This is a genomic window from Mariniflexile sp. HNIBRBA6329 (genome assembly GCF_043558645.1).
Taxonomy (GTDB): domain Bacteria; phylum Bacteroidota; class Bacteroidia; order Flavobacteriales; family Flavobacteriaceae; genus Mariniflexile.
Genome location: NZ_JBIFXS010000001.1, coordinates 479,816 through 496,873 on the forward strand (window position 1 = coordinate 479,816; position 17,058 = coordinate 496,873).

The window sequence follows — 17,058 nt, forward strand, 5'->3', positions numbered from 1 at the left end:
TATGAAAAACTTTAAATATATAATAGGAGTATTCCTTACGTTTTTGATGCTATTTACTAGCTGTCAAGATGATAATGTGGAATTTGGAGATTTAATAGCACCTACAAACATTCAGCTGTCAGTTGATATTGTTGGAGCCGATGCTACAAATCCAAATGGAGATGGTAGTGGAACCGTAAACTTTACGGCCACTGCAGATAATGTAACTGCAATACACTTTGTGGTTCAAAACACAACAAAACTTGCCCCAGGCGGGGTTATTTCACATGATTTTACACAACTGGGTCTCAATACCTATCCCGTAACCGTGATTGCATTTGGTACAGGAGGTGTTTCTTCAAGTAAAACATTCGAGGTAGAAGTTTTATCAACATATTCTCCACCCGCAGATTTGTTAACCATGTTAACAGCGGACAGTCAAAGAACTTGGAGAATAAAAGCAGAAGCTAAACCTCACTTTGGTTTAGGACCAGTTGGCGGAAGCACCCCTTTTGAGTGGTATAGTGCAGGAGCAAATGATAAAGTTGGAACAGGGATGTACGATGACAGATATACATTTAATATAGATGGTACGTTTACCGCAGTAACTAATGGAACTGTTTTTGGTCGTGAAGTTTTAATTGATGAATTAGGGGGTTCTGGTGGAACTGCCGATGGAGCTGATATTTTAAATTATGTTTATGGTGATTATACAGAGCAATGGTCTTTAACTGCACCAGGTGGTGTTGAAACAATTAGTTTTACTGGTTTAGCTTTTGTAGGATATTATACGGGTGGTAATCACAAATATATCATTCACAGTCGTTCATCTAATGAAATGGTTTTGACTACTACAGACGGAAATAATGGCTTTAATTGGTGGTTCACTTTAGTACCAGAGTAAAAAAGGTAATTAATAGCAATAAGAAGGGAGATTTCGCATCTCCCTCTTTTTTAAAATCAAGAAAATTAAAAATAGATCAAATGATAAAAAACAGGCTTTATATCATTCACATATGCTTTTTTATGATAATGTCATGCTCTAGTAGTGGTGATGAACCAAAAAATGAAGAACCTCAAAATAGTATACCTACTAATTTAACGTTACAAATAAACATTTTGGGTTCAGATATTAGTAATATTAATGGTGATGGGTCTGGTTATATAACGTGTAATGCTACGGCAACAAATGCTGTTTCTTATGGCTTTAAAGTAGGTAGTGATGCTGAAGTAAAAAACACAACAGGTACATTTAATTACACTTGTACTAAAGAAGGTTTAAACGATTATATTATAACTGTTTTTGCTTATTCAAGTACAGGAAATGCTATTAGCGATTTTAAAAAAATAACAGTTTTTGTTGCCGAAAAGGGCCCACAACTAATCTGGTCCGATGAGTTTGATAGCAAAGGATTTCCAGATGTCACAAAGTGGGGTTATGATATTGGTACTGGTGCTAATGGTTGGGGTAATGGTGAAAAACAATATTATACAAACAGAACCGAAAACGTTAAAGTTGAAAATGGCGTTTTAAAAATAATTGCCAAAAAAGAAAATTATCAGGGTTCTGAATATACATCTGCTAGATTATTGACCAAAGGTAAATTCGATTTTACTTACGGTAGAGTTGATGTTAGGGCTAAATTACCAACAGGTACTGGTACATGGCCAGCTATTTGGATGTTGGGTGCTAATATTGATACCGTTGGTTGGCCAGCATGCGGTGAAATAGATATTATGGAGCATTGGGGTTACAATCCAGCCGTTATATCAAGTGCTACTCATACACCATCATGTTCAGGGGGCTGTGGTAATACTAAAGTTGGTGAAACCACCATAGCCGATTACAGTACAGAGTTTCATGTATATAGTGTAGAGTGGACAGCAAACGAACTTAAGTTTTTTATAGACGACGTCTATAAGTACAGTTATAAGCCATCGGTTATAAATAACAGTACTTGGCCATATAATGCAGCACAATTTTTAATTCTTAATGTAGCCATGGGAGGAAGTTGGTTTACCATCGACCCTAATTTTACAGAGTCTGTAATGGAGGTGGATTACGTTAGAGTATATCAATAATTATGAAAAAATACAAACTTAATAGTTTACTTATTGTTGTTCTTTTAATGGCAACGGTATCATGTAAAGATAAAATGGAAGCTTCAGGTGAAACAAGTAATTTAAACGATGCAATAGAAAAGAAAGTTTCAGAATTACTATCAAAAATGACACTAGAAGAAAAAATTGGTCAAATGAATCAATATAATGGCTTTTGGGATGTTACTGGGCCAACGCCATCCACTGGAGATGCATCTAAAAAATATGAGCATTTAAAGAAGGGTTATGTAGGTTCTATGCTTAATGTAACAGGTGTAGATGAGGTAAGAGCAGTACAAAAAATAGCTGTGGAAGAAACCAGATTGGGTATTCCGTTAATCATTGGTTTTGATGTGATTCATGGTTATGAAACATTAAGCCCAATTCCGTTAGCTGAAGCTGCAAGTTGGGATTTAGAAGCCATTAAAAAATCAGCGCAAGTAGCAGCAAAAGAAGCTTCAGCAGCAGGTATAAACTGGACGTTTGCACCTATGGTTGATATTTCTCGTGATGCCCGTTGGGGACGTGTTATGGAAGGTGCTGGAGAAGACACATATTTGGGTAGTAAAATAGCTATAGCTCGAGTTAAAGGTTTTCAGGGAGACGATCTAGCATCACCAGAAACCATTGCCGCTTGTGCTAAACATTGGGCGGGTTATGGGTTTGCCGAATCGGGTAGAGATTATAATACCGTTGATGTAGGCACTTCAACATTAAATAACATCATTTTTCCACCATTTAAGGCCGCTACCGATGCTGGTGTACGAACCTTTATGAATTCTTTTAACGAATTAAATGGTATTCCTGCAACAGGAAATGCTTTTTTGCAGCGTGATATTTTAAAAGGAAAATGGGGTTTTACTGGTTTTGTGGTTTCAGATTGGGGTTCTATCAACGAAATGATTGCTCATGGGCATGCTAAAAATAAAAAACATGCTGCTGAATTGGCATCGAATGCTGGTTCGGATATGGATATGGAATCGTATGCTTATGTTGAAGAGTTGGCAAATTTAGTTAGAGAAGGTCTTGTAAAAGAAACGCTTATAGATGATGCGGCTAGACGCATTTTGAGAATTAAATTTGAACTTGGTTTGTTTGATGACCCATATAAATACTGTAATAAAGAAACTGAAAAAAGGGTTATTGGAAGTCAAGAAATACAGGATGCTGTTTTAGATATGGCTAAAAAATCAATCGTATTACTTAAAAACGAAAATGCCTTATTACCTCTTAAAAAAGAAGGACAGAAAATAGCTTTAATAGGTGCTTTAGCAGCTGATAAAACGAGTCCGTTAGGCAGTTGGCGATTAGCCGCAAAAGATAGTACAGCAGTTTCAGTACTCGAAGGCATGCAAGACTATAAAAGTAATACATTAACTTATGCTAAAGGAGCCGATTTAACATTGGGGCAAACCGTGTTTCCATTAGAGTTAATAATTAATACTACAGATAAAAGCGAGTTTCCCGAAGCAATTCAAACCGCTAAAACGGCCGATGTTGTAGTCATGGTTTTAGGTGAACACGGTTTTCATAGCGGTGAAGCACGTAGTAGAACAGATTTAGGTTTGCCTGGTGTACAACAAGAGCTTTTAGAAGCTATTTACAAGGTTAATAAAAACATTGTTTTAGTTTTAAATAATGGGCGTCCACTAACAATTCCTTGGGCAGATGCACATATTCCCGCTATTGTTGAAGCGTGGCAATTGGGTACTAAAAGTGGTAACGCCATAGCACAAGTTTTGTATGGCGATTATAACCCTAGCGGAAAATTACCAATGACGTTTCCTAGAAGCGTTGGGCAAATACCAATTTATTACAATTATAAAAACACAGGCAGACCAGTTATTCCTGCACCAAACGAAGTGTTTTGGTCGCATTATACCGATGAAAGTAATACGCCTCTATATCCGTTCGGGCATGGGTTAAGCTATACCACATTTTCATATAATAATCTTTTAGTTGAAAAGATTTCTGGTGAAGAAGTGAAAGTTTCAGTGAAGGTAAAAAATACGGGAAATGTTGCAGGTAAAGAAGTAGTTCAGCTTTATATACGAGACATATTTGGAAGCATAACCAGACCAGTAAAAGAATTAAAAGGCTTTGAAATGGTTTCTTTAGGACCAAATAAAGATGTTAAAGTAAGCTTCAGACTCACTAAAAATGAATTAGGATTTTTTAATAATGAAGGAGACTTTGTTTTAGAACCAGGAGATTTTAAAGTTTTTGTTGGGGGTAGTTCGGAAACCGTTTTAGAAGCTGATTTTAAAATTTAATACATAAAGAATTTCATTAAATTAGTTTAATTTGTTTGTTGTTTAAAAGGTGTGTTATAGTTTAACACACCTTTTTTTCTTTACTTTGTAGTAAACCCTCATAATATTCTATGTTTGATGATATTTTAGCGGCCATTCCTTTCGGAATCATTCTAGCTTTTACAATAGGCCCAGTTTTTTTTGTGCTTCTTGAAACGAGTGCTACCAAAGGTTTTAAAAGTGCTTTAATCTTTGATTGTGGTGTTATGTTGGCAGATGTTATATTCATTATAGTGGCCTTTTTTAGTACCAGTAAATTGTTGGAAACCATAAAAGACGATCCTAGTTTTTTAATTTTTGGAGGTGTTTTGTTAGTAACCTATGGGTTTATTTCCTTCATTAAAACTTCAAAATCATTTAGAGAAATTGTTAGAGAATATCATAAAATAGAAATTAAAAGAGGCTACGGGAAGCTATTTTTAAAAGGTTTTTTACTCAATTTCATAAATATTGGTGTTTTATTGGGTTGGGTGGCATTTATTGTAATAGCCAACTCTATTACAAGCTCTGATGATGGGGTAGTGGTTTTTTTAAGCACTATTTTAATTGTTTATTTTCTGGTAGATTTAGTTAAAATAGTAATAGCTAAAAAATTAAAGAGCAGGTTAACACCACGTATTATTTTTAAAACTAAAAAAATAATAGCTTTAGTAATATTGGGTTTTGGAGTTTTACTTTTAGTTCAAGGTTTTTTCCCAAAGGAAAAGGAACTTTTAAAGGAAAAATTAGAAAAAATAAGTCCTTTAAAATAAAAAAGCTTCTGATTGGTTCAGAAGCCTTTTTGAGGTGTCGAGCGGATTCGAACCGCTGTACGAGGTTTTGCAGACCTATGCCTAGCCACTCGGCCACGACACCTTATTTACGTGTGCAAATGTAAAAAAAAATAAGACTTCACAACAGTTAAAATCAATTTTTACGCTTATCGGTCATTTTTATAGTTACTTTTTCAACATCCCCACCAATAGGAGGGTTTAATTTACTAATTAAAACAGTTGCTTTTTCAACCAATTTATCTTCAGTAAAAATTCTATTTAAAATACGTCTGGCAACGGTTTCAAGTAGGTGGGAAGCGATACCCATTTCTTCTTTTATAATGCGGTTTAAAAATACATAATCCACAGTGTCAGAAAGTTTATCTGTTTTAGCTGAAGTTTGTAAATTGGCCTTAACTTTTAAATCTACGCGATAATCGCTACCTATTTTTGTTTCTTCTTGTAAGCAACCATGATAGGCAAATACACGAATATTTTCAACTTTTATAATTCCCATGTTAAGCAGTTTTAAGTCGGCAAAATTACCTAATTTTACGCAATAATTTTGTTTAATTAATTTAATGTTTCTTACAAATAGTAAAGCATTTCTATATATTTTATGTCTGAAGAAAGAAAATCGCTCAATTTTTTAGAGCAAATTATAGAAGAAGATTTGGCAAACGGTATGCCACAAAACAAATTACGATTTCGTTTTCCACCAGAACCTAACGGATATTTACATATTGGTCACACAAAGGCTATTGGTATTAGTTTTGGTTTGGGTGAAAAGTATAATGCCCCTGTAAATCTTCGTTTTGATGATACCAATCCTGCAAAAGAAGAGCAAGAATATGTAGATGCCATTAAAGAAGATGTAGCATGGTTAGGTTATAAATGGGATAAAGAATTATTTTCTTCAGATTATTTTCAACAGCTTTATGATTGGGCTATTTTATTTATAAAAGAAGGAAAGGCCTATGTAGATTCGCAAACAAGTGAAGCTATGGCCGAACAAAAAGGAACTCCCACACAACCTGGGGTTGATGGTCCTTTTAGAAATAGATCTGTAGCCGAAAATTTAGATTTGTTTGAACGTATGAAAGCGGGCGAATTTGAAGAAGGCGAACATATTTTACGTGCTAAAATTGATATGCAGCACCCTAATATGTTGATGCGAGACCCCATTATGTACCGTATTTTAAAGAAACATCACCATAGAACGGGTAACGATTGGTGTATTTACCCTATGTACGATTGGACCCATGGTGAAAGTGATTATATCGAGCAAATTTCACATTCATTATGTTCCTTGGAATTTAAACCCCATAGAGAACTTTATGATTGGTTTTTAGACCAAGTAACAGACCCAAATTTAGTTAGACCAAAACAACGTGAATTTGCGCGTTTAAATTTAAGTTATACCATTATGAGCAAGCGTAAGCTGCTTAAATTGGTTGAAGATGGTATTGTAAACGGGTGGGACGACCCGCGTATGCCAACTATTTCTGGTTTGCGTCGTAGAGGTTACACACCTGCAGCTTTAAGAAAGTTTGTTGAAACCGTTGGTGTTGCCAAACGTGATAACGTTATTGATGTATCGCTTTTAGAGTTTTGTATTCGCGAAGATTTGAATAAAACAGCGCCCCGTGTTATGGCGGTTTTAGACCCTGTTAAATTGGTTATTACTAACTATCCTGAAGGAAAAGAAGAATGGTTGGAAGCTGAAAATAACCAAGAAGATGAAAGTGCAGGTTTTAGAAAAGTACCATTTTCTCGTGAATTGTATATTGAAAAAGAAGATTTTAAGGAAGTTGCTGGTAATAAGTTCTTCAGACTTAAATTAGGTGGTGAAGTACGACTTAAAAACGCTTACATCATTAAAGCAGAATCGGTTGTAAAGGATACAAATGGGAACATTACAGAAATACACTGTACCTATTCTGAAGATACCTCTAAAAAAGTAAAAGGGACACTACATTGGGTATCTATAAAACATGCTATAAAAGTGGAGGTTAGGGAATACGATCGTTTGTTTATGGACGAAGCGCCCGATAGCCATCAAGACAAGGATTTCATGGAGTTTTTAAACCCTGAATCTTTAAAAATTATTGAAGCTTATGTAGAGCCAAGTTTGTTAGATGCTAAAGTAGGAGAGCGTTTCCAGTTTCAACGTTTAGGTTATTTTAATGTGGATAACGATTCATCTTCAAATAAATTAATATTTAATAAAACCGTTGGATTAAGAGATTCTTGGGAGAAACAAAAACCTGACGAAAACACCAACAAGAGCCAAAATAAACAACAAAACAATGCATCGCAGCCACAACGCAAAGCCATTGATGTGATTCAGCAATTAGGTAAAAAATACACCAACTTACCAGAAGCAAAACAACTAAAAGTAAAAGAAGAAATTCAAGAACTTGCCAAAGATGTTAGTTATGATGAGTTGCAACCGCTTTTTAACACCGCTGCAAAAAAAGTAGGAACACGTATTGCCACCATGATTGCTTTAGGTGTATTAATCAAAAATGGTTTAGAAAAAAATGCCGAGGTTAATGATTTTATAAATAAAGCCCAAGAAGATTCAAACACTATTTTAGTTGAAGAAGCAAATGCGCTTATGTAGTTTGTTTTTCAAATAACTAAAAATGAAGCACATATTATTATTTTAACTATATTTATAATCTAACTTTTAACTAACTTTATTATGGATTTTTTAAACATTTATGCAATTCTAGTAGCAGCTGTTTCTGCTTTAGTTGTAGGCTTTATTTGGTATCATCCAAAAGTATTTGGTAACGCTTGGATGCAAGCGGCAGGTTTAACAGAAGATCAATTAAAAGGCGGAAACATGGCTAAAATATTTGGTTTAGCCTTATTGTTTGCTTTTTTACTTGCAAGCGCATTACCAGCATTAGTGGTGCATCAAATGGGAGTTTTAAGTTTAATAGGAGGCGATTCTAGTGTTGCTTTACAATCGTATTCTGATTTTATGACCGATTACGGAAATAATTTTAGAACCATTAAACATGGTGTTTTACATGGTGTTTTAGCAGGCATTTTTATTGCTTTACCTATTTTGGGCACCAACGCTATATTTGAACGTAAAAGTGCCAAATACATATTTATAAACGCTGGTTATTGGATAGTAACGCTTGCCATAATGGGTGGTATTATTTGCGCTTGGAAATAATTTTTTGTAAACTTTTAATATAATCAAAGACTGAAGTGTTTAACTTCGGTCTTTTTTATTATCCAATTTGAAATCATTTAAAATTTATCATTCGGTTGCTAACCTTCCACCTTCATGGGATGGCATTGTTGCACATGATATTTTTTTACAATCTTCTTATTTAAAAGCTTTAGAAGAAGCATCGCCCAATAATATTCAATTTTTTTATGTTGGAATTTTTAATGATGGTGCTTTAGTGGGGGTTGCTATTATTCAACGTGTGCAGCTGTATTTAAAAGATATGTTCAGAACCATAAATGTATCTTGTGTAAAAGAGTTTTTTCGCGATGTGGTTTCAAAAGTATTAAAAGGCAATATTTTGGTGGTTGGAAACTTAACGCATACCGGACAGCATGGTGTGTTTTTTCAAAAGGAAAACATAGCCCAGGCCAATTATTTGGAATTGGTTTATGAGGCCTTGGAAGTTATTAAAAACCATATAAAAACAAATCAGAATAAAACTATACGCGCCATCATGTTCAAAGATTATTTTCAAGATGATGCCATGCACTTGGAAACTAATTTTTTTAATACAAACAAGCTTCATAAGGTTACGGTTCAGCCCAATATGGTGTTGACGATACAACCAAATTGGTTAAGTTTTAACGATTATTTAAGCGCACTCAATAAGAAGTATAAAAGCCGCTATAAAACAGCCAGGAAAAAGCTAAATGGTATTACGGGTTCAGAATTGGGCTTAGAGGCCATTAAAACCAATTCAAGTAGGTTACACGCACTTTATTTAAACGTATCTAACAATGCCAAGTTTAATACGTTTATATTGCCTGAAAATCATTTTTATAGCCTTAAACGTTATTTACAAGATAACTTTAAAGTTTTTGGATATTATTTAGATGAAGAATTGGTTGGTTTTTTCACTTTAATACGGAATGAACAACACCTTGAAACGTACTTTTTAGGATATGACGAAGTGCATCAATACAAAAATCAGTTATACTTAAATATGCTTTACAGTATGTTGGATTTTGGCATCAATAATCATTTTAAGACAGTGGTTTACGCCAGAACCGCTATGGAAATTAAAAGTTCAGTAGGTGCAAAGGCTAAACCCATGTTTGTATATATTAAGCATACCAATAGTTTTATGAACGCTGTTTTAAAACAGTTGTTCGGTTTAATGAACCCAAAACAAGACTGGGAAGAGCGGCACCCATTTAAAAGTTAGGGCTTTTGTAAAGAGAGAATAATTTTTATTAGTCGTTTTATTTTAGTAATTTAAGTGTTTAATTAAATAAGAATAAAATGAAGGCTAAACTGCTTATGGAAATATCAAATATTACTCGGGAAATTGAAACCGATTATCCTGAATTATATCAATATTTAGATGAAAACCCCATGACGATTCCCAGTGAAGATAATTTGAATGTTGATGATAAATCGTTAAAAAATTATCTAGAAACTTTAAAAACAATGCTTAAAAAGTATAAAGAAGAGCATCCATAAAAAAGCCCCATAAATAGTTATGAGGCTTTTTTGTTACTAGGTAAAATGTTATTCTTTTTTCTTTTTCTCTTTAGCTTCTTTCATAGCTTCACCAATTTGGTTACTGGCAGTAAAACTTGCAAGCATTTCGTTAAGCATATTACTTCCTGCCTGTGGTGAATTTGGCATCAATATTAAATTACTATTTGTGTGTTGACCAATAGATTGAAGTGTATCGTAATGTTGGGTTACAACTATTAGGGCAGAGGCTTCTTGCGAGTTTATTCCAACTTTGTTCAACACTAAAACGGATTCCTCTAAACCACGTGCAATTTCACGACGTTGGTCTGCAATACCTTGTCCTTGTAAACGTTTGCTTTCAGCTTCCGCTTTTGCTTTTTCAACTATTAAAATACGCGCAGCATCACCTTCGTATTGTGCGGCAGTTTTTTCTCTATCGGCAGCATTAATACGGTTCATAGCTTCTTTTACTTGAGGATCGGGGTCAATATCGGTTACAAGTGTTTTAATGATATCAAAACCATAATCAAGCATGGCATCGTTCAATTCTGCTTTTACAGCTAATGCGATATCATCTTTTTTCACAAAAACATCATCCAATTTCATTTTTGGTACTTCGGCACGTACCACATCAAATACATAACTGGTTATTTGGTCGTGTGGATAGTCTAACTTATAAAAGGCATCGTACACTTTTTCGGATAAAACACGGTATTGTACAGATACTTTTAAGCGAACAAATACATCATCTAAAGTTTTAGTTTCTACGATAACATCTAATTGCTGAATTTTTAAACTTAATCTGCCAGCAATTCGGTCTATTAAAGGGATTTTTAGTTGAAATCCAGAATGACGAATACTTTGAAATTTACCAAATCGTTCTATAATAGCAGCGGTTTGCTGCTTGACGGTAAAAACGAAAGATATAAATAAAAGGACACCGAGTACGATGTAGGGGATTGAATAAATGCTCATGATATGTTGTTTTTAAATGGTTAAAAAAATGATAATTGTTAAATTAATTTATATTTGCGTATAGAACTATAAAGATACTATGAAAAAGCCACAACTAATCCTATTAGTAGCCATTATGGCCTGTTTTGTTACAAAAAGTTTTTCCCAGCATCAAAATTACCATATCACTAATGGTTTTGGCGTTTTTGGAGGTATTACAAAATTTAATATAGCAACCGATAATTTTAACACCAAACAAGGTGATGGTTTTTTAGGAGGACTTTCTGCAACTGTTGATATTCCGCATAGATGGTATGATGTAAGTTTTGGTATGCAATTGTCAGAAAGTACTATTGGTATATCTGCAAGACCATTAGCAGTTGTTGAAAATAGTGAATTTATAGACTATAAACTTTTTGCTGCACAAGTGGCTTTTCTGATGCACATCAAAGTAATTCCATATTATTTTACGATTGATTTAGGGCCGATGTTACAATACAACAGTAAGCTGGAGTTAAAAGATAAAGACAAAGAAAATTATTTTGTAGAAAATTATTCAAATTTAACAGCCGAAGACATTAGTGATATTTCCCAGTTCAATTTTAATGGTGTTATTGGCGCGTCCTTAGGGTTCAAATTTTTTAAACTGAAAGCACAATATATTTATGGCTTTACAAATATTTTGAATAAACTAGAAAAGCAAAATTTAGATACTACTGGAGGTGATGCTCTTTTTAAAGGCAACCAAAACATGTTGGTTTTAGGCGCTACGGTTTCTTTTTAATGAAAAGAACTATCATGTTTTAAAGCATGACAGTTCTTGTTTTTTGCATTTATTAGTGTATTCGTAGCTATTAAATAGTTGATATCTTTTTTTCAATACGCTTAACAGTTTCAGCTTTTCCAATCAAAAACATAATATCAAAAACATCGGGTCCTTGTAAAGCACCAACCAATGCAATTCGTAAAGGCATCATTACTTGCCCAAAACCAATATTATTAGCGGTTATCCAGCCTTTAATTTCTGTTTGCAGAGTTTCTGTTGAAAAATCGTCAATACCGTTTATAATCGCTTTTATTGAAGCCATTATATCCGCTGTATTATCTTTTATTGCTTTTTTGGTAGCTTTTTCGTCGTACGATTTTGGCGCTTCAAAAAAGTAAGAGCTCAACTCCCAAAAATCTGATATAAACGTTGCACGTTCTTTAACCATGCCAACAACAAGCGCAATGTAATTAACGTCAATATCGGCTAATTCTGTACGCTCATTTTTAAAAGCTTCTGCCAAAGCATCATTACTTTGCTCTTGCATGTAGTGGTGGTTAAACCATTTAATTTTATCTGGATCAAAACGTGCGCCAGATTTGTTTACACGCTCTAATTCAAATGCAGCTATCAATTCGTCTAAACTGAAAATCTCTTGTTCGGTTCCTGGGTTCCATCCTAAGAATGCCAAAAAGTTTATCATGGCTTCCGGAAAATAACCATCTTCTTTATAGCCTCTAGAAACTTCATAGGTAACAGGATCGGACCATTGTAAAGGAAATACAGGAAAACCTAATTTATCGCCATCACGTTTGCTTAATTTTCCTTTTCCTGTTGGTTTTAAAATTAATGGTAAATGTGCAAATTCAGGAGTTTCCCAACCAAAGGCTTTGTATAATTGGTAGTGTAATGCTAAACTTGGTAACCATTCTTCACCACGAATCACATGTGTAATTTCCATCAAATGGTCGTCTACAATGTTTGCTAAATGGTAGGTGGGCATACCATCACTTTTAAATAAAACTTTATCGTCTAAAACGTTGGTGTCGATTTTAATATCACCACGTATGATATCTTTTAGGTGCAGAGTTTCGTCTTGCGGACTTTTAAAACGTATAACATATTCATCGCCTGCGTTCAATTTTACTTGTACTTCTTCCGCGCTGAGCGATAACGAATTGCTTAATTTCAAGCGGTTGTGCCAGTTGTAAATAAAGGTTTTTCCTTTGGATTCGTGGTCTGTTCTGTGAAAATCCAAATCTTCAGCCGTGTCAAAAGCGTAATAGGCGTTGCCTGATGCAATTAATTCATCAGCATATTGTTTGTACAAATGTTTGCGTTCGCTTTGTCTGTACGGACCAAATTTTTCCTTTTTATCAATACCTTCATCAAACGGAATACCGCACCAATTTAAGGCATCAATAATGTATTGCTCGGCACCTTCAACGTATCGGTTTTGGTCGGTATCTTCAATTCTTAAAATAAAAGTACCTTGATGTTTTTTAGCAAATAAATAGTTGAATAACGCCGTACGAACCCCACCTATATGAAGTGGTCCTGTTGGGCTTGGTGCAAAACGCACACGAACTTTTTTAGTCATGTTTTGTAATTTTGCTGCAAAGATACAATTAACACATAATTATAAACGCTGTAAAAAATAAAATTGTAGTTTAGTAGGTTAATTATACAGATGCAAAGCAATTTTAAAAATATACAAAACAAATTAGAAGCATTCATTAGAAGGTATTATACTAATGAGTTGCTTAAAGGTGCTATTTTATTTTTCGCCATTGGCTTGTTGTATTTTTTATTCACCCTGTTTATAGAACATGTTTTATGGTTGAACACAACGGCAAGAACCTTGTTGTTTTGGTTGTTTGTGCTGGTGGAACTCGGCTTGCTCATCAAATTTATTTTTATTCCATTAGCGAAACTTTTTAAACTTCAGAAGGGGATTAATTATGAAGATGCATCAAAAATAATAGGGCAGCATTTTCCTGAAGTTAATGATAAATTATTGAATGTTCTGCAGCTGCATCAAAACCCATTACAATCAGAATTGCTTTTGGCGAGTATTGAACAAAAATCGTTAGAACTTAATCCAATTCCGTTTAAGTTGGCTGTTAATTTTAAAAGGAATCTTCAGTATTTAAAATATGCAGCTATACCTGTTTTAATTCTTTTGGCCACTTTTGTTTTCGGGAGTACGAATTGGTTTAGTGCTAGTTTAGAACGTGTAACACATTACAAAACGGCTTATGAGCCACCAGCACCGTTTCAATTTTTTGTAGTGAATGATCATTTGAATGCTATAGAAAGCAAAGATTTTAAACTGATAGTTAAAACTGCGGGCGATGTTATTCCTGAGAATGCTGAAATAATTTATAACAAAGAAACCTATTTTTTAAAGCAAACAGGTATTGGGGAGTTTGAATATGTGTTTTCCCAACCTAAAGAAGCTATAGAATTTCAACTCACTTCAAACAATGTTACTTCCAAACCATATACCATTGAAGTAGTAGAAGTGCCATCTTTATTAAGTTTTGAAATGTTTTTGGATTATCCAAACTACACCAAAAAGAAAGACGAAGTTTTAAAAAGCACAGGAAATGCCATCATACCAGAAGGCACTTATATTACTTGGCGTTTAAGAACAAAAGCAACCAAAAAAGTGCAGTTGTTTACAAAAGACACCTTGAATTTTTCTACGGAAAATGATGGTGTTTTTGAAACCTCAAAACGTGTTTTCAATAATTTGCAGTACAGTTTAAGCACCAGTAACAATCAGTTAAAAAATTATGAGACCTTATCTTTTAATTTGAATGTGGTAAAAGATGAATACCCAAATATCAATTTAAAAGTTAAGACCGACAGCCTTGATTTGCAAACACTTTATTTCCATGGGCAGGTAAGTGATGATTATGGCTTTAGCAAATTGCAGTTGGTTTATTATCCTTCAGAAGATGAAACCCAAAAGAAAGTAGAACCCATTAATGTTTCAAATTCCAATGTTTCAGAGTTTATTACTGCTTTTCCTAATAATTTGATGGTTAAAGAAGGCGTTTCGTATGAATTATATTTTCAAATATTTGATAATGATGAAGTTAACAAGTATAAAAGCTCTAAAAGTAATGTGTTCACCTATAGAAAGCGCACAAAAGAGGAAGAAGTCGCCAAACAGTTGAATGCACAAAGTGAATCTATTAAAGATTTCAATAAATCTTTAAAGAAGTTTGATGAACAAGAGAAACAATTGGAAGAGTTATCGAAAACCCAAAAGGAAAAATCGAATCTAAATTTTAATGATAAAAAGAAACTGGAAACTTTTTTACAACGTCAGAAGCAGCAAGATGAAATGATGAAAAATTTCAACAAAAAGCTTAAGGACAATTTGGAAGAGTTCGAAAATGAAAACAAAGAAAAAGACCAATTTAAAGAAGATTTAAAAGAACGTTTAAAGGCCAACGAAGAGCAGCTAAAACAAGATGAAAAGCTTTTAGAAGAGCTACAGAAGCTTCAGGATAAAATCAATAAAGAAGAGCTAACAAAAAAGCTTGATGAACTTGCAAAACAAAACAAGAATAAGAAGCGTAGTTTAGAGCAGCTTTTAGAATTGACCAAACGTTTTTATGTTGAAAAGAAATTAGATAAACTTACTGATGATTTGGAACAACTTGCCAAAAACCAAGAAAAACTATCTAATGTACCAGAAGACAAAAACACTAAAGAAAAGCAAGATGAATTGAATAAGGATTTTGAAGAATTTCAAAAGCAATTGGACAATTTAAAGAAGGAAGGCGAAGCTTTAAAAAAACCTATTGAAATCCCGCAAGATAAGTTAGAGGAAAACGAAATTAAGAAAGAGCAACAAAAGGCTTTAGATGAATTGAAAAAAGAGGAAAGCAATCCTTCCTCCAATAACAATCAAAACAAAAAGAATGCACAGCAAAGCCAGAAAAAGGCAGCTCAAAAAATGAAGAAATTAAGCCAGCAAATGCAAAGTGCTATGCAAGCTGGAGGTGGTGAACAAATGCAAGAAGATGTTGAAATGCTCCGTCAGGTTTTAGACAATGTTTTGCTTTTTTCGTTCGATGAAGAAAAGCTTATGAAGCAGTTTCTAACCGTAGAGGAAAACCATAATAAGTATGCTTCTTTGTTAAAAAAGCAAAACAGTTTACGAGAACATTTTGAGCATATCGATGACAGTTTATTTGCTTTATCACTACGCCAACCAAAACTTTCAGAAGAAGTTAATAAGCAAATTACAGATGTGTATTATAATATAGATAAAGCATTAGGTTTGTTTGCTGAAAACCAAATCTACCAAGGGGTTTCCAATCAGCAATTCACCATTACAGCTGCCAATAATTTATCAAATTTTTTAAGTGATGTGTTGGATAATATGCAAGAGAGTTTGAATATGTCTCCTGGTAAAGGAGGGAAAGGTGAAATGCAACTTCCTGATATTATTATGAGCCAAGAGCAGCTTAACAAAATGATGGAAGAAGGTTTAAAAAAAGGTGAAGACGGCAAGCCAAAGGACGAAGGAGAAGGAAAAAAAGAAGGCGAAAAGGGTAAGGAAGGGGACAAAGGTAAGAATGGAAATAAGCCAGGGCAAGACAAGAATGGCAATAAGAATGGTGGTGAAGGCGAAGGAAACAATGAAGAGTTAAATGGTTTGTTGTATCAAATTTATCAAGAGCAGCAGCAGTTGCGAAATGCTTTAGAAGAAAAGCTAGCTAAGGAGGGGATTTCTGGTAACGCATCCTCATTGCTTAGAAAAATTGAGGAGGTTGAATTGGACTTATTGAACAAAGGGTTTACGAATCAAACGCTTCAAAAGATGATGGATCTAAAGCATCAATTATTAAAAATGGAGAATGCATCCTTTCAACAAGGTGAAGATAATAAGCGTGAATCTCAAACGAACAATAAGAACTTCGATAACAATACGAACAACCAAATACCTACTGCTAAGCAATATTTTAACACTACTGAAATATTGAACAAACAAACACTACCTTTGCAGCCAGTTTACAAGAAAAAAGTTCAAGAGTATTTTAAGCAATATAATGATTAATTTTAATTACGAAACAAAGTTTTTATTAGAGAACGAGCAGCGTATTGGTTCCTGGATTTCCGATGTTATCAAAGCAGAAGGTTGTGTTTTGGAAGAGGTCAATTACATCTTTTGTGACGATGAATATTTGCATAAATTGAATGTTGAATTTTTAAATCACGATACTTTAACCGATATCATTAGCTTTGATTATTCGGTCGGAAAAAATATACAGGGCGATATTTTCATTTCAGTTGAAAGAGTAGTAGATAACGCTAAAGACTTTAATGTTGCTTTCCATGAGGAGCTGAACCGCGTTATCGTTCATGGCGTGTTGCATTATTGTGGATATAAAGATAAGTTGGAAGCTGATGAAAAGCTGATGCGCGAAAAGGAAAACCACTACTTAAAACAACTTGTTTAATATTCAGCAAATCAGT

General features: G+C 34.0%; 14 protein-coding genes and 1 tRNA gene. 11 read left to right on the forward strand and 4 right to left on the reverse strand.

Annotation, left to right across the window (positions count from 1 at the left end; translation table 11 throughout):
• Position 1 precedes the first annotated feature (1 nt).
• The 4 genes from ACGK9U_RS01940 (at position 2) to ACGK9U_RS01955 (ending at position 5,143) form a co-directional block, all read left to right on the forward strand.
• Entirely contained in the window at positions 2-883 is an 882-nt protein-coding gene (locus tag ACGK9U_RS01940; protein ID WP_394464675.1) for a glucan endo-1,3-beta-D-glucosidase, read from the forward strand.
• A 122-nt stretch (positions 884-1,005) separates the two neighbouring features.
• The gene (locus tag ACGK9U_RS01945; RefSeq protein ID WP_394464676.1) at positions 1,006-2,061 is read left to right on the forward strand and encodes a family 16 glycosylhydrolase; all 1,056 of its coding nucleotides are present in this window, start codon (positions 1,006-1,008) and stop codon (positions 2,059-2,061) included.
• A gap of 2 nt (positions 2,062-2,063) precedes the next feature.
• Positions 2,064-4,352: a beta-glucosidase BglX gene (bglX, locus tag ACGK9U_RS01950; RefSeq protein ID WP_394464677.1), complete on the forward strand. Its 2,289-nt coding sequence runs from the start codon at positions 2,064-2,066 to the stop codon at positions 4,350-4,352.
• A gap of 110 nt (positions 4,353-4,462) precedes the next feature.
• Positions 4,463-5,143 (forward strand): LysE family translocator, encoded by a 681-nt coding sequence (locus ACGK9U_RS01955; RefSeq protein ID WP_394464678.1) that lies wholly within the window; start codon positions 4,463-4,465, stop codon positions 5,141-5,143.
• A gap of 32 nt (positions 5,144-5,175) precedes the next feature.
• On the opposite strand, the gene ACGK9U_RS01960 is transcribed toward ACGK9U_RS01955, so the two are convergent.
• Together ACGK9U_RS01960 and folB are read right to left on the reverse strand one after the other, a co-directional pair.
• A tRNA-Cys gene (locus tag ACGK9U_RS01960) sits at positions 5,176-5,246 on the reverse strand.
• A gap of 51 nt (positions 5,247-5,297) precedes the next feature.
• Positions 5,298-5,660, reverse strand: coding sequence for a dihydroneopterin aldolase (gene folB, locus ACGK9U_RS01965; protein ID WP_394464679.1), 363 nt, complete (start codon positions 5,658-5,660; stop codon positions 5,298-5,300).
• Positions 5,661-5,762: 102 nt separating this feature from the next.
• Here folB and ACGK9U_RS01970 point away from each other — a divergent pair, with 102 nt between their 5' ends.
• From ACGK9U_RS01970 to ACGK9U_RS01985, 4 genes are all read left to right on the forward strand, one after another.
• Positions 5,763-7,769: a glutamine--tRNA ligase/YqeY domain fusion protein gene (locus tag ACGK9U_RS01970; RefSeq protein ID WP_394464680.1), complete on the forward strand. Its 2,007-nt coding sequence runs from the start codon at positions 5,763-5,765 to the stop codon at positions 7,767-7,769.
• A gap of 81 nt (positions 7,770-7,850) precedes the next feature.
• Complete coding sequence (locus ACGK9U_RS01975; RefSeq protein WP_394464681.1) at positions 7,851-8,336, forward strand: DUF1761 domain-containing protein; 486 nt, start codon at positions 7,851-7,853, stop codon at positions 8,334-8,336.
• A 67-nt stretch (positions 8,337-8,403) separates the two neighbouring features.
• The gene (locus ACGK9U_RS01980) at positions 8,404-9,561 is read left to right on the forward strand and encodes a GNAT family N-acetyltransferase (protein WP_394464682.1); all 1,158 of its coding nucleotides are present in this window, start codon (positions 8,404-8,406) and stop codon (positions 9,559-9,561) included.
• Between the two features lie 77 nt (positions 9,562-9,638).
• Complete coding sequence (locus tag ACGK9U_RS01985) at positions 9,639-9,839, forward strand: hypothetical protein (protein WP_394464683.1); 201 nt, start codon at positions 9,639-9,641, stop codon at positions 9,837-9,839.
• A gap of 48 nt (positions 9,840-9,887) precedes the next feature.
• Here the strand turns inward: ACGK9U_RS01985 and ACGK9U_RS01990 are convergent, their stop codons facing one another.
• Complete coding sequence (locus ACGK9U_RS01990; RefSeq protein ID WP_394464684.1) at positions 9,888-10,814, reverse strand: SPFH domain-containing protein; 927 nt, start codon at positions 10,812-10,814, stop codon at positions 9,888-9,890.
• 79 nt (positions 10,815-10,893) lie between these two features.
• Here ACGK9U_RS01990 and ACGK9U_RS01995 point away from each other — a divergent pair, with 79 nt between their 5' ends.
• Positions 10,894-11,577 carry a hypothetical protein gene (locus ACGK9U_RS01995; RefSeq protein WP_394464685.1) on the forward strand — a complete coding sequence of 228 codons (684 nt, stop codon included), beginning with the start codon at positions 10,894-10,896 and terminating at the stop codon, positions 11,575-11,577.
• 70 nt (positions 11,578-11,647) lie between these two features.
• Here the strand turns inward: ACGK9U_RS01995 and gltX are convergent, their stop codons facing one another.
• A complete protein-coding gene (gene gltX / locus ACGK9U_RS02000; RefSeq protein ID WP_394464686.1) occupies positions 11,648-13,159 on the reverse strand; it encodes a glutamate--tRNA ligase in 1,512 nt (503 codons plus the stop codon).
• Between the two features lie 90 nt (positions 13,160-13,249).
• On the opposite strand from gltX, the gene ACGK9U_RS02005 reads away from it, so the two are divergent.
• Complete coding sequence (locus tag ACGK9U_RS02005) at positions 13,250-16,639, forward strand: DUF4175 family protein (protein ID WP_394464687.1); 3,390 nt, start codon at positions 13,250-13,252, stop codon at positions 16,637-16,639.
• Positions 16,632-17,042: an rRNA maturation RNase YbeY gene (gene ybeY / locus ACGK9U_RS02010; protein WP_394464688.1), complete on the forward strand. Its 411-nt coding sequence runs from the start codon at positions 16,632-16,634 to the stop codon at positions 17,040-17,042. The genes ACGK9U_RS02005 and ybeY overlap by 8 nt, the downstream gene beginning before the upstream one ends.
• Positions 17,043-17,058 lie beyond the last annotated feature (16 nt).